General features: G+C 69.4%; 12 protein-coding genes. 9 read left to right on the plus strand and 3 right to left on the minus strand.

Translation table 11 applies throughout. From position 1 onward, the window contains the following. Positions 1–74: 74 nt before the first annotated feature. The 6 genes from QTI45_RS19380 (at position 75) to QTI45_RS19405 (ending at position 5,167) form a co-directional block, all read left to right on the plus strand. Positions 75–386: a DUF2917 domain-containing protein gene (locus tag QTI45_RS19380; protein WP_286655543.1), complete on the plus strand. Its 312-nt coding sequence runs from the start codon at positions 75–77 to the stop codon at positions 384–386. Positions 387–484: 98 nt separating this feature from the next. Then, positions 485–1,663, plus strand: a complete 1,179-nt coding sequence (locus QTI45_RS19385) for an acetyl-CoA C-acetyltransferase (RefSeq protein ID WP_286655544.1) — start codon at positions 485–487, stop codon at positions 1,661–1,663. 1 nt (position 1,664) lies between these two features. Further along, complete coding sequence (locus tag QTI45_RS19390) at positions 1,665–2,459, plus strand: enoyl-CoA hydratase-related protein (protein WP_286655545.1); 795 nt, start codon at positions 1,665–1,667, stop codon at positions 2,457–2,459. 5 nt (positions 2,460–2,464) lie between these two features. After that, positions 2,465–3,628 (plus strand): acyl-CoA dehydrogenase family protein, encoded by a 1,164-nt coding sequence (locus QTI45_RS19395; RefSeq protein ID WP_286655546.1) that lies wholly within the window; start codon positions 2,465–2,467, stop codon positions 3,626–3,628. A gap of 58 nt (positions 3,629–3,686) precedes the next feature. Continuing rightward, a complete protein-coding gene (locus QTI45_RS19400; RefSeq protein WP_286655547.1) occupies positions 3,687–4,943 on the plus strand; it encodes a 6-phosphofructokinase in 1,257 nt (418 codons plus the stop codon). Next, positions 4,943–5,167 carry a cysteine-rich CWC family protein gene (locus QTI45_RS19405; RefSeq protein WP_286655548.1) on the plus strand — a complete coding sequence of 75 codons (225 nt, stop codon included), beginning with the start codon at positions 4,943–4,945 and terminating at the stop codon, positions 5,165–5,167. The genes QTI45_RS19400 and QTI45_RS19405 overlap by 1 nt, the downstream gene beginning before the upstream one ends. Here QTI45_RS19405 and QTI45_RS19410 read toward each other — a convergent pair. Then, positions 5,158–6,390 carry a zinc-binding metallopeptidase family protein gene (locus QTI45_RS19410; protein ID WP_286655709.1) on the minus strand — a complete coding sequence of 411 codons (1,233 nt, stop codon included), beginning with the start codon at positions 6,388–6,390 and terminating at the stop codon, positions 5,158–5,160. The genes QTI45_RS19405 and QTI45_RS19410 overlap by 10 nt on opposite strands. A gap of 167 nt (positions 6,391–6,557) precedes the next feature. Between QTI45_RS19410 and QTI45_RS19415 the strand changes: the two genes are divergently transcribed. Further along, positions 6,558–8,015: an MFS transporter gene (locus QTI45_RS19415; protein WP_286655549.1), complete on the plus strand. Its 1,458-nt coding sequence runs from the start codon at positions 6,558–6,560 to the stop codon at positions 8,013–8,015. A 25-nt stretch (positions 8,016–8,040) separates the two neighbouring features. After that, the gene (locus QTI45_RS19420) at positions 8,041–8,805 is read left to right on the plus strand and encodes a class II glutamine amidotransferase (protein WP_286655550.1); all 765 of its coding nucleotides are present in this window, start codon (positions 8,041–8,043) and stop codon (positions 8,803–8,805) included. Between the two features lie 21 nt (positions 8,806–8,826). Here QTI45_RS19420 and QTI45_RS19425 read toward each other — a convergent pair whose 3' ends face one another. Both QTI45_RS19425 and QTI45_RS19430 read right to left on the minus strand, forming a co-directional pair. After that, on the minus strand, positions 8,827–10,332 hold the full coding sequence (locus QTI45_RS19425; RefSeq protein WP_286655551.1) for a carotenoid oxygenase family protein: 1,506 nt from the start codon (positions 10,330–10,332) through the stop codon (positions 8,827–8,829). A 7-nt stretch (positions 10,333–10,339) separates the two neighbouring features. After that, positions 10,340–10,753, minus strand: coding sequence for a DUF2141 domain-containing protein (locus QTI45_RS19430; RefSeq protein WP_286655552.1), 414 nt, complete (start codon positions 10,751–10,753; stop codon positions 10,340–10,342). A 221-nt stretch (positions 10,754–10,974) separates the two neighbouring features. Here QTI45_RS19430 and QTI45_RS19435 point away from each other — a divergent pair, with 221 nt between their 5' ends. Further along, positions 10,975–13,185, plus strand: a complete 2,211-nt coding sequence (locus QTI45_RS19435) for a TonB-dependent receptor (protein WP_286655553.1) — start codon at positions 10,975–10,977, stop codon at positions 13,183–13,185. Positions 13,186–13,188: the final 3 nt, after the last annotated feature.

The following is a 13,188-nucleotide window of genomic DNA, read 5'->3' on the forward strand; positions in this document are numbered from 1 at the left end:
TTCCAAATGAACGTATGACAGAGAGAGCACCGATGACTATATTCATTCGCACAAGGAATGCAAAGGAGCTCTCCATGACCCCCCGCAAACAACGTCTGAGCCTCAGCCTGCCGAAGAAGGCGATCTTCACCCTGCCCGACGCCCACGAGGTCGACATCGAATGCACCAGCGGCGCCGTATGGATCACGCTGGACCATGACCGTCGCGACATCGTGCTGGAGCCGGGCGAACGCTTCCGCAGCGACTCGCACCGGCGCGCCCTGGTGGCGGCGCTGGAAGCGTCCTGCGTGCGCTTCAGCGCGGCGGCGCTGTCGATCGCCGCGGCGCCGGCTCCCGCCGAGCGGTCGCCTTGGCGACTCTGGCCCCACGGGATGTCCCCGGCTTGACCCCGCCGCCGGGGCGTTGAACCATCGACGCTCCCGGTCGGGGAGACGATGTCGTCGCTGCCCGCTCCGGGCCCCATTTCCCGGACGAAGGACACACCATGGCAGAGGCATACATCGTGGCCACCGCGCGCACCGCGGGCGGCCGTCGCGGCGGCAGGCTTTCGGGCTGGCACCCGGTCGACCTGGCGGCGCAGGTGATCGACGCGCTGGTCGCGCGCAGCGGCATCGACCCGGCGGCGGTCGAGGACGTGATCCTCGGCTGCGTGAGCCAAGTCGGCGAACAGGCCACCAACGTGGCGCGCAACGCGGTGCTGGCCTCGAAACTGCCCGAATCGGTGCCCGGCACCTCGGTCGACCGCCAATGCGGCTCGTCCCAGCAGGCGCTGCACTTCGCGGCCCAGGCCGTGATGTCGGGCAGCATGGACGCGGTGATCGCGGCCGGCGTCGAGAGCATGACGCGGGTGCCGATGTTCACGCCCAACGCGCTGCCGGCCAAAGCCGGCCTCGGCATCTACATGAGCCCGGCGATGCAGCGGCGCTATCCCGGCGTCGAGTTCAGCCAGTTCACCGGCGCCGAGATGATCGCGAAGAACTACGGCCTCACCAAGGACATGCTCGACCGCTACGCCTTCGAGAGCCACCAGCGCGCGATCGCGGCCAGCCGCGAGCAGCTGTTTGCCGACGAGATAGTCCCGGTCGAGGTGCGGCTGGCCGACGGCACGGCCAGCGGCGAGATGCACACGGTCGACGAGGGCATCCGCTTCGAGGCCACGCTGGAAGGCATCGCGGGCGTCAAGCTGATCGCCGAAGGCGGCCGCTGCACGGCAGCCACCGCGAGCCAGATCTGCGACGGCGCCAGCGGCGTGCTGGTGGTCAACGAGCGCGGCCTGAAGGCCCTGGGCGTGAAGCCGCTGGCGCGCATCCATCACATGAGCGTGATGGGCCACGACCCGGTGATCATGCTGGAGGCGCCGATTCCCGCCACCGCGCGGGCGCTCGCCAAGGCCGGCATGACGATCGACGACATCGACCTCTACGAGGTCAACGAGGCCTTCGCGCCGGTGCCGCTGGCCTGGCTGCAGAAGCTCGGCGCCGACCCGGCCAAGCTCAACGTCAACGGCGGCGCGATCGCGCTCGGCCATCCGCTCGGCGCCTCGGGCACCAAGCTGATGACCACGCTGGTGAACGCGCTCGGCCAGCGCGGCAAGCGCTACGGGCTGCAGACCATGTGCGAAGGCGGCGGCATGGCCAACGTGACGATCGTGGAGCGGCTCTGAGATGAGTGCGGTTCTCTATGCGCTCCATGAAGGCATCGCGACCATCACGCTCAACCTGCCGGCCAAGCTCAATCCGATCGCGCTCGACCTGCAGCAGGAACTGCGCGAGTGCCTCGCGCGTGTTCGTGGCGACAGCCAGGTGCGGGCGGTGGTCCTCACCGGCGCCGGCAAGGCCTTCTGCGTCGGCGCCGACCTGAGCGCCATGCGGCCGCCCGAAGAGGGCAAGACGCTGGGCGACCAGACCGCCGACTGGATGCAGTCGATGAGCAACCCGCTGATCCAGGAACTGCGCGAGCTGCCAGTGCCGGTGGTCTGCGCGGTGAACGGCCCGGCCGCCGGTGCCGGCGTCGGCCTGGCGCTGGCCTGCGACATCGTGGTGGCGGCGCGCAGCGCCTACTTCTACCTGCCCTTCCTGCCCAAGCTCGGCATCGTGCCCGACCTCGGCTGCACCTGGTTCATCCCGCGCCGGGTCGGCCCGGCGCGCGCCATGGGCATGGCGCTGCTCGACCAGAAGCTGGCCGCCGAGACCGCGGCGCAATGGGGCCTGATCTGGGCCGCCGTCGACGATGGCGCGCTCGGGTCCGAGGCGCTCAGCATCGCCCAGCGCCTCTCGCGCCTGCCGGCGCATGCGGTGCAGGAAGCCCGCCGCGCGCTCGAGCAGTCGGAGCGTCACACGCTGCCCGAGCAACTGCACTATGAAAGCGAGCGCCAGCGCGAGCTGATCGGGCGCCCGAGCTTTGCCGAGGGCGTGACGGCCTTCCTGCACAAGCGCAGCCCGGTCTTCCCGCCACGGTGAAGCCCATGATCGAACGCACCATTTTCGGCCCCGACCACGAAGCCTTCCGCGATTCCTTCCGCCGCTTCATGGACAAGGAGATCGCCCCCTTCCACGAGGCCTGGGAAGAACAGGGCTACGTGGCCCGCGAAGTCTGGAGCAAGGCCGGCGCCAACGGTTTCCTCTGCATGTCGCTGCCCGAGGAATACGGCGGCTCGGGTGCCGACCTGCTCTATTCGGTGATCCAGTTCGAGGAGCTCTGGGCCCGCGGCCTGACGGGCATCGGCTATGGGCTGCACAGCGAGATCGTCGCGCCCTATATCCTGCGCTACGGCACCGACGAACAGAAAAAGCGCTACCTCCCCAAGCTCGCGAGCGGCGAGATGATCGGCGCCATCGCGATGAGCGAGCCGGCCGCCGGCAGCGACCTGCAGGCGGTGCGCAGCACGGCGCTGAAGCAGCCCGACGGCAGCTACCTGCTGAACGGCAGCAAGACCTTCATCACCAACGGATGGCACGCCGACCTGGTGATCGTGGTCGCCAAGACCGATCCGGCCGGCGGCGCCAAGGGCACCAGCCTGTTCCTGGTCGAGCGCGGCATGCCCGGCTTCGAGAAGGGCAAGCGGTTGAAGAAGCTGGGGCTGAAGGCTCAGGACACCTCCGAGCTCTTCTTCGACGGCGTGCGGCTGCCGGCCGATGCCCTGCTGGGCGGCGCGGCACAGGAGAACCGCGGCTTCGTCTGCCTGATGGAGCAGTTGCCCTGGGAACGCCTGCAGATCGCGATCAGCGCGGTGGCGGCCTCGCAGGCCGCGATCGACCACACGGTGGCCTACGTGAAGGAGCGCCAGGTCTTCGGCAAGCCCGTGGGCGCCTACCAGAACACCCGCTACACCCTGGCCGAGCTGCAAACCGAGGTGCAGGTGGCGCAGGTCTTCGTCGACAAGTGCATCGAACTCCTGATGGCCGAGAAGCTCGACACCGCGACCGCGAGCATGGCCAAGTACTGGACCAGCGACCTGCAATGCAAGGTCATGGACGAATGCGTGCAATTGCACGGCGGCTACGGCTTCATGTGGGAGTACCCGGTGACCCGGGCGTATGCCGACGCGCGGGTGCAGCGGATCTACGGCGGCACCAACGAGATCATGAAGGAAGTGATCACCCGGGCGATGGGGCTGCCGGGCCGCTGAAGTCCGCACTGGCAGGCGGCACTGGCAGGCGGGCGGGGGCTGCAGGACAATGCGCCCCATGCCCACGCTCAATGCCTTCTACGCCCAGTCCGGCGGCGTCACCTCGGTCATCAACGCCTCGGCCTGCGGCGTGATCGAGACGGCTCGCCGGCACCCCGACCGCATCGGCACCGTCTACGCCGGCCGCAACGGCATCCTCGGCGCGCTCGCCGAGGACCTGATCGACACCGGCCGCGAATCGGCCGAGGCGATCGCGGCGCTGCGCAGCACGCCCTCGGGCGCCTTCGGGTCCTGCCGCTACAAGCTCAAGTCCCTCGACAAGAACCGGCGCGAGTACGAGCGCCTGATCGAGGTCTTCAAGGCCCACGGCATCGGCTACTTCTTCTACAACGGCGGCGGCGACTCGGCCGACACCTGCTTCAAGATCAGCCAGCTGTCGCAGTCGCTGGGCTATCCGCTGCAGGCGATCCATGTGCCGAAGACCATCGACAACGACCTGCCGCTGACCGACTGCTGCCCGGGCTTCGGCTCGGTCGCCAAGTATGTGGCGGTGTCGACGCTCGAGGCCTCGCTCGACGTCCGCTCGATGGCCGCCACCTCGACCAAGGTGTTCGTGCTCGAGGTCATGGGGCGCCACGCCGGCTGGATCGCGGCGGCCGGCGGGCTGGTGGCGGACCACGGGATTCCGGTGGTGATCCTGTTCCCCGAGATTCCTTTCGACCAGCCGGCCTTCCTGGCCCGCGTCGACGCGCTGGTGAAGTACCACGGCTACTGCACCGTGGTGGTGTCCGAGGGCTGTCATCACCCCGACGGCAGCTTCCTGGCCGAGCAGGGCAGCAAGGACGCCTTCGGCCACGCGCAGCTCGGCGGCGCGGCGCCGGTGGTGGCGCAGATGATCAAGGAGGCGCTGGGCCACAAGTTCCACTGGGCGGTGGCCGACTACCTGCAGCGCGCGGCGCGGCACATCGCCTCGGCCACCGACGTGAAGCAGGCCTACGAGCTGGGCCAGCGCGCGGTCGAGCTGGCACTGGAAGGCCGCAATGCGGTGATGCCGACGATCGAGCGCACCTGCGACCAGCCCTATGCCTACCGCCTCGGCACGGCGCCGCTCGACGCGGTCGCCAACGCCGAGAAGTTCATGCCGCGCGATTTCATCTCGGAAGACGGCTGGGGCATCACCGACACGTGCCGGCGCTACCTGCTGCCGCTGATCCAGGGCGAGGACTACCCGGCCTACCGCGACGGCCTGCCGGTCTACGTGACGCTCGAGAACATCGCGGTGGCCAGGAAGCTGGCGCCGTTCGAGCTTTCCTGATGGACGCCACCCCACGCCCGGACGACCCTTCGCGCTGCCCGTTGTGCGGCGAGTCGAACCGCTGCGCGATGGAGATCGAGCGCGAGACCGGCCAGGCGCAGCCGGCCTGCTGGTGCATGGAGGCCGATTTCAGCGAGGACCTGCTGGCGCGCGTGCCGCAAGGGCAGCGCCGCATGGCCTGCATCTGCGCGCGCTGCGCCGCGCAGGCCGCGCTTCAGGACTGATCGGCGGCCGGAACGTCCCTGGGTTCTTCCTTCACCGCCATCGCCGGCAAGCCGCCGCGCTCGCGCTGCTCGGTGATCACCTGGTGGATGAACTGCAGCTTGCCGACTGCCGCGCGCGGCAGCACGAAGGGGTAGTAGTCAGGCTGCCCCATGCTGCGCGACAGCTCGTTGAGCACGTTCGTGAGCCGCACCCAGCCATTCAGGAAGTCGAGGAACTGGCCGGCGCCCGGATGGTCGGGCTGCCAGAGGTCGGCGAGTTCGAAGAGGTCGCTCGTGAGCTCGACGTTCTGCGCATCGACGCCGAAACTCAAGGCGGTGTCGGCGGTGTCCGCCATGTGCAGGTAATGGGCCCAGGTCTCGGCCCAGTCCTCCCATGGATGCGAACTCGCGTAGCTGGTCACGAATCGATCGGCCCAGTCGGGCGGCGGACCGTTGTCGTAGTGGTTGCGCAAGGCCGCGCCGTAGTCGTCACGATCGTCGCCGAAGAGCTGGCGAAAGCCCTCGATCCAGGGCGTCGGCGCCACCAGCAGATCCCAGTAGTAGTGGCCGATCTCGTGCCGGAAGTGGCCCAGCAGCGTGCGATAGGGCTCGCGCATCTCGGCCCGGATGCGTTCGCGCACCGAATCCTCGGCCTCCTCGGCGTTCAGCGTGATGACGCCCATCTCGTGCCCGGTCATCACGTGCGGCCCGCCCGGCATGTGGCTCAGGAAGTCGAAGGCCAGGCCGTGCGCCGGATCGCTGACGCGCGTCACCACCGGCAGGCCGAGCGCCAGCAACTGCGAGATCAGCCGCCGCTTGGCCAGCTCGAGGCTCAGCCAGAGCGCGCCGTTGCTCTCCACTGACAGGTCGGGAATGGTCCGCGTCACGCTGCACGACAGGCACAGGCCGGGCACCAGGCCCTCGGTGTTGAAAGACGGGTCGTCGCCCTCGCGCGGCGCCGGCACCATCCAGTTGCAGGCCGCCGGCGTCATGAGGTTGGCGCAGCGGCGGTAGGCCTTGCCGTGGGTGTCGCCGAAGACCGCGAAGGTGTCGGGCTCGGCACCCTCGAAGTCGAGCGGCGCGAGCGGCACCACGCCGAGCCGTTCGACCACGTAGCCGAGCGGCGTGAGGCAGGCCAGGCATTGGCTGTTGCGCAGGAACACCGGGCGGCCGCACTGGCACTGATAGGCACGGCTCAGCGTCGGCGCCTGCAGTTCGGCCGCCAGCGAGCTGCCGGTTTCCATGGCGAGCGGTTCGCCGGGGCTGTTGTTGTCGTTGTTCTGGACTTCCATGGCGGCTCTCGGGTCTTCGGTCAGGTCAACGCATGATTCTGTCCGCCGACACTTCCCCGCGAAGCGGTGCAAACGCCGATATCCTTGTAGGACGGCCGAGCGCGGCAATTCCCCTTCCGATGAACAATCCTCCCCCGCAGTCCCTGAGCAGCCGATACGGCGAGCGCTACCGCTGGCTGCTGCTCGTTTCCGTCATGGTCGGCGTGATGGCCTCGATCATGTCGTCGACCATCGTCAACGTCGCGATCCCCGGCCTGAGCCATCATTTCTCGCTCGGCCAGGAGCGCGCCCAGTGGGTCAGTTCGGGCTTCATGGTGGCCATGACCGTGTCGATGCTGACCACGCCCTGGCTGCTTTCTCGCTACGGCTACCGGCGCACCTACGTCGGCACCATGGTGCTGCTGCTGGCCGGGGGGCTGGCCGGGGGGCTGGCCACCGACTTCACGCTGGTGCTGGTCGCGCGCGTGGCCGAGGGCCTTGCCGCCGGCGTGGTGCAGCCGATTCCGGCGATCATCATCCTGCGCGCCTTCCAGCCCCACGAGCAGGGCCGCGCCAGCGGCATCTTCGGCATGGGCGTGGTGCTCGCACCGGCCATCGGCCCGAGCATCGGCGGCGTGCTGGTCGACCTGTTCGGCTGGCGCTCGATCTTCTTCATGGTGGTGCCCTTCTGCCTGGCATCGATCTGGCTGGCCTACAAGTTCGTTCCGACCACCGCGCCGGGCGGCGTGGTCGCGGCCCGCAGCAGCGGGCTCGACTGGCGCGGGCTCGGGCTCGGCACCGTCGGCACGCTGTGCCTGCTGAACGGACTGGTCGCCCTGCGCGGCGACTCGACGCTGCACGCCACGCTGCTGCTGGCTGGCGCCGGCATCGCCTTCGGCGCCTTCGTCGCCTGGCAGAAGCGCCTGGCCGCGAGCGGCGGCGAGCCGCTGATGAACCTCGCGCTGTTCGAGTACCGGCAGTTCGCGATGGGCAGCGTGGTCGCCTTCATCTACGGCACCGCCTTGTTCGGTTCGACCTACCTGCTGCCGGTCTACATGCAGGTCGGCCTGCAGCTGTCGGCCTCCCACGTCGGCACCATCCTGCTGCCGGCGGGCATCGTGCTGGCCTTCACCATTGCCGGCGTCGGCCGGCTGGCCGACCGGCAGCCGACCTGGCTGCTGGTGTGCATCGGCCTGGTGCTGCTGGCCGCGTCCTTCGCGCTGATGGTGCTGCTGCGGATCGACAGCGCGCTGTGGCTGCTGGTGGCCTTCGCGATCATCGGGCGCATCGGGCTCGGCTTCATCCTGCCCTCGCTCAACCTGGGCGCGATGCGGCCGCTGGCCAAGCCGCTGATCCCCCAGGGGGCCAGCGCCATCAATTTCCTGCGCATGCTGGGCGGCGCCGCCGGCGTCAGCCTGTGCGCGATCGTGCTCGAGTGGCGGCTCGCGGTCCATGGCGATTCGCTCGCCAACGTGGCGACCAGCCCGGCGCGGCTGGCGGCCTTCGACGAGGTGTTCCTGATGCTGGCGGGCCTGTGTGCGCTGGCCATCGTCGCGGCCTGGCAGCTGCGGGTGAAGCCGCCCGCCGGGCAGGCATGAGCCCGCTTCAGTTCTAATAGCCGCCATGTGCCAGCTGCTCGGAATGAACTGCAACACGCCGACCGACGTGACCTTCAGCTTCACGGGCTTCGCCCAGCGCGGCGGGCGCACCGACCACCATGCCGACGGCTGGGGCATCGCCTTCTTCGAGGACCGCGGCCTGCGGCATTTCGTCGATCACCAGCCGGCCTGCGAGTCGCCGGTCGCCGACCTGATCCGCCGCTATCCGATCCAGAGCCGCAACGTCATCGCCCACATCCGCAAGGCGACGCAGGGCGCGGTCAACCTGCAGAACTGCCATCCGTTCGTGCGCGAGCTCTGGGGCCGCTACTGGGTGTTCGCCCACAACGGCGACCTGAAGGATTTCCGCCCGCGCCTGCACGGCAACTTCCATCCGGTGGGCAGCACCGACAGCGAGCACGCCTTCTGCTGGATCATGCAGGAGCTGGCCAAGTCGCATGCCGACGTGCCGAGCACCGCGGAGCTCACGCTGACCCTGCGCGAACTGGCGCCGCGGCTGGCCGCGCACGGCACCTTCAACTTCATGCTGTCGAACGGCCAGGCGCTGTGGGCCCATGCCTCGACCCACCTCTGGTACGTCGAGCGCCGGCATCCCTTCCTGACCGCCGAGCTGTCGGACGAAGACCTCAGCATCGATTTCGCGCAGCACACCACGCCCAGCGATCGCGTGGCGGTGGTGGTGACCGCGCCGCTGACCACCAACGAGCCATGGACGGCCTTCGCGCCGCACGAACTGGCGGTGTTCGTGGACGGGCAGCGGCACGGCTAGCCCCGCGAGCGGACCGGCCCGCTACGCCGCCGCGCCCGGCACGAACACCCCATGCAGCCCCAGCGGCAAGGCATGGGCCAAGGTCGCCTGCGCCACCGGGCCGTCCGCCAGCCGGTCGGCCGCAAAGCACGAGAGCACGGTCTTCTTCTGCGCCAGGTCGAGCACGGTGCCGAGAATCCAGCCGGGCCGCTCGCCATCGGGCACCAGCACATGCTCCTCCACCATGGCCTGCGGGCCGTAGACGAAGCGCTGCGATGCGCCTGACTCGACGTCGGTCAGCGCGATCGCGGCGAAGCCGGGGCGTTCCGCGAGCAGCTGGGTCGCGTGCAGCACCTGGCGATGCCGCAGGCCGATGCGGCGCGGGTCGATGCGCGGGAACTCGGCGTCGAGCCCCAGCCCGGTCTGGCTGGCCTCGCCCGTGGACAGGTTCAGCGTGGCGACCGTCAGGGTCGGCTCGGGGCCGCGCACGCGGCGGCCGCGCATCAGCTCGCGGTCGCTGGTGAAGACCGCCGCCGCGGTGTCCGAACGCACGTAGTCCACATGGATCAGCGTGCCGCCCGCCGTGTCTTCCGACCAGGCGTTGCCGAGGTGGAACAGGAAGCCGGCCGGCAGTTGCAGCAGCTGCCGCTTGCCCCAGTCCTTCTTGTCGACCACCAGCACGCGCATGCCGAGTTCGGGGCGCCAGACGTGGGCATCGAGGAAGCTCGCGCCAGCGTCCTTGCGCGCGCGCTCGAACACCAGCGGCGGCATCAGGAACACCAGGTGGCGGTCGGTCACCGCGAAGTCGTGGACCATCGGCAGCGCCGGGACCGGCAGCGCATCGGCCCGCCGCAATGCGCCGTCGGGTGCGATCTCGTAGAGCATCAGCAGCCCCTGGCCGGAGCCGATGCCGAAGTTCCACACCGACCCGTCCGGGTCCACGCGGGGATGGGCGGAGAACGGCAAGCCCGCCAGATCGCCGCGCCAGGTCTTGACGCCCAGCGTGCCCAGGCTGCCGGGATCGACCCGCGTGGCCGAACCGCCTTCCCACAGGGCCAGCAGTTCGCCGCCCAGCGGCAGGAGGTTGGTGTTCGCGACGTTCATGCTGTCGGGCGAAGTCGCCGGCGCCACCCCCGGCAGGATGGTGCCGAAAGCCTCATCGAGCCGGCGCCCGGCGCGCAATTCGGCCGTGCGCTTGCCGGTGGCGACGAAGCGGCCCTGGTGCCGCACCTCACGGCCCTCGATGACAAAGCGCTGCGTCATGCCATCGCCGTCGAACCAATGGTGGTAGCGCTCGCCGCCGAGGTCGTGGCCGGCCGGCCCGACCCGGTACAGCGTGCCGGACAGCGCGTCCGGGAAGCGGCCGCGCACCACGGCGCGGGTCGGCGCGAGGTCGGCCGGCGGCGTGGCGAAGCCGATCTTCCAGCCGGCGCCGGAAGCGTCGAACTGGGCTTGCCAGCCGTCGGGATTCGCGGCTCGCGCAGCCCGGGGCAGCAGCGGTGCCGCACCGGCGGCAGCCAGCAGGCGCAAAAGTTCGCGGCGGTCCATGGCGGCCTCAGCGCAGGTGCACCGTGATACTGGCATCGCCGTCGAGCCGGACGGCGGCGGCATCGAAGGTCGGCGGCCCCATGGTGCCGCGGGCGTCGTTGGAGAAGCCATGGCGCTCGACCGGCAGGCCGAGCGGATTGGCGTCGAGTTTCCCGTTGCCGTTCTGGTCGACGAAAAGCTTCAGCGCGTAGCGCCCGGCCGGCAGGCCGACGAAGACCATCTGGGCGCCACCATCGCGCAGCGGCACCACCTGCGCCGCGATCGATTTGCCGGTCGCGAAGCCCTCGGCGCTATCGAACATCGCGACATAGAGGGGCGACGCCGTGGCCGGGCCGTCGGCGACGGTCACGCGCAGGTCGGCCGCGGCGGCGGCCAGCGGGCCGAGCAACGCCGCAGCAAGAACAGTTCGAAGCGGATTCATGGAGGTCCTCCGTAGGAATGAAGGACCGGACGATCTCGCGAGGCGCCCACCGGGGCCAGCAGGATGCGACGAAATGCGGAAAAGGCGGCGCCAGCTGCGGCAGAGGGCGCCCTGGCGCCAAAAAAACAACGGCGCATGCGTCTTCCGGACGCCGCGCCGAAACAAATCCACAAGTCAAAACGATAATACTAACCGTTCTCATTTGCACTTTCGCTGCCGCCATGACCTCCCTCCATTTCCACCTTCGCCCCGTCGCCCTCGCCAGCGCACTGGCCATGCAGGCCCTGGCGGCCGTCGCCCAGACCGCGCCGGCGGCTGCGGAGCAGGGCGGCACCCTGGCCACCGTGACGGTCGAGGCCAGCGCGGACGCTTCCGCCGGCGGCCTGACCAAGCCCTTCGCCGGCGGCCAGGTGGCGCGCGGCGGCCGGGTCGGCATCCTGGGCACCCAGGACAACATGGCGACGCCGTTCTCGATCACGACCTACACCAACCAGCTGATCCAGAACCAGCAGGCCCAGAGCGTGGCCGACGTGCTGCTGAACGATCCGTCGGTGCGCACTGCGCGCGGCTTCGGCAACTTCCAGGAGCTCTACGTGATCCGCGGCTTCCCGGTGTACTCGGACGACGTGGCCTACAACGGCCTCTACGGCATGCTGCCGCGCCAGTACATCGCCTCGGAGTTCTTCGAGCGGGTCGAGGTGTTCCGCGGCGCCAACACCTTCCTCAACGGCGCCGCGCCTTTCGGCAGCGGCCTGGGCGGCGCCCTGAACCTGCTGCCCAAGCGGGCGACGAGCGAACCGCTGACCCAGGTCAGCGCCGGCGTGCAGACCGGCGGCGAAGGCTTCATCGCGGCCGACATCGCGCGCCGCTTCGGACCCGACGACAGCACCGGCATCCGGCTCAATGCGGTGCGGCGCGACGGCGGCACCGGCATCGACAACGAGAAGCGCGACCTGAGCGCGTTCAGCCTCGGCTTCGACTGGCGCAGCCGCAACGTGCGGGTGTCGGCCGACGTCGGCTACCAGGACCACACGCTGACCGAGGGCCGGCCGAGCGTGACGCCGTCGTCCACGCTGCCGATCCCCCGCGTTCCCGACGCCCAGTCCAACTTCGCCCAGCCGTGGACCTACTCGTCGGAGCGCGACAAGTTCGGCACCGTGCGCGCCGAGGTCGACATCACCGACAGCGTGATGGCCTGGGCCGCGGGCGGCGTGCGGCGCAGCACCGAGGACAACGTGCTGGCGAACCCGACCGTGACCAACGTCTTCGGCAACACCACCGGCACGCGCTTCAGCAACACCCGCGAGGACAAGGTCTCGACCGGCGAGATCGGCGTGCGCGGCAAGTTCAACACCGGCTCGGTGGGCCACACCGTGGTGGCGTCGGCGACCACCTTCGACAACGACCGCTACAACGCCTACGCGATCTCGGCGGCGAGCCTGCGCAACAACATCTACTTCCCGTTCCCGTCGCCCTACCCGATCGCCAACGGCCCCGGCGCCTTCGTCGGCAACCTGCTCAGCAGCCCGGGCCTGACCGACAAGATCAACACCTCGAGCCTCGCGCTGGCCGACACGATGTCGTTCTACGACGACCGCGTGCTGCTGACGCTGGGCGCGCGGCGCCAGACCATCGAGCAGACCACCTTCGCCTACAACACCGGCCTGCAGACCAGCGACTACGACGAGAGCAAGACCACGCCGGTGGCGGGCATCGTCTTCAAGGCGACGCCCGAAGTCTCGATCTACGGCAACTACATCGAAGGCCTGGTCAAGGGCAATGTCGCGCCCACGGTGGCGAACAACCTGCCCGTGGTCAACGGCGGCCAGGCCTTTGCGCCGTCCCAGACCAAGCAGACCGAAGTCGGCGTCAAGTACGAAAGCGGCGGACTCGGCGCCAGCGCGGCCTACTTCGACACCAAGCAGCCGAATTTCTTCATCGTCAACCAGGTCTACGGGCCCAACGGCGAGCAGCGCAACCGCGGCCTGGAGTTCATGCTGTACGGCGAACCGGTCAAGGGCCTGCGCCTGCTCGGCGGCCTGACGCTGCTCGATGCCGAGCAGGTCGACACCGTGGGCGGCCTGACCGACGGCAAGGACGTGATCGGCATCCCGAACCAGCAGTTCAACTTCGGCGCCGAGTGGGACGTGCCGGGCGTGCCGGGCTTCGCGCTCAACGCCCGCCTGATCTACACCTCCAAGCAATACGCCAACGCCACCAACACCCAGGAAGTGCCGTCCTGGAACCGCTTCGACGTCGGCGCGCGCTATCTGGTCGACCTCGGCAACAGCCGCCTGCTGACGCTGCGCGCACGCATCGACAACCTGTTCAACAAGTCCTACTGGGCATCGGTCGGCGGCACGCAGGGCTCCAACTACCTGATGATGGGCGCGCCGCGGACCTTCATCGTGAGCGGCACGATCGACTTCTGACGG

Origin of the sequence: Variovorax saccharolyticus (assembly GCF_030316765.1) — a bacterium.
In the GTDB taxonomy this organism is placed as follows: Bacteria; Pseudomonadota; Gammaproteobacteria; order Burkholderiales; family Burkholderiaceae_C; genus Variovorax; species Variovorax saccharolyticus.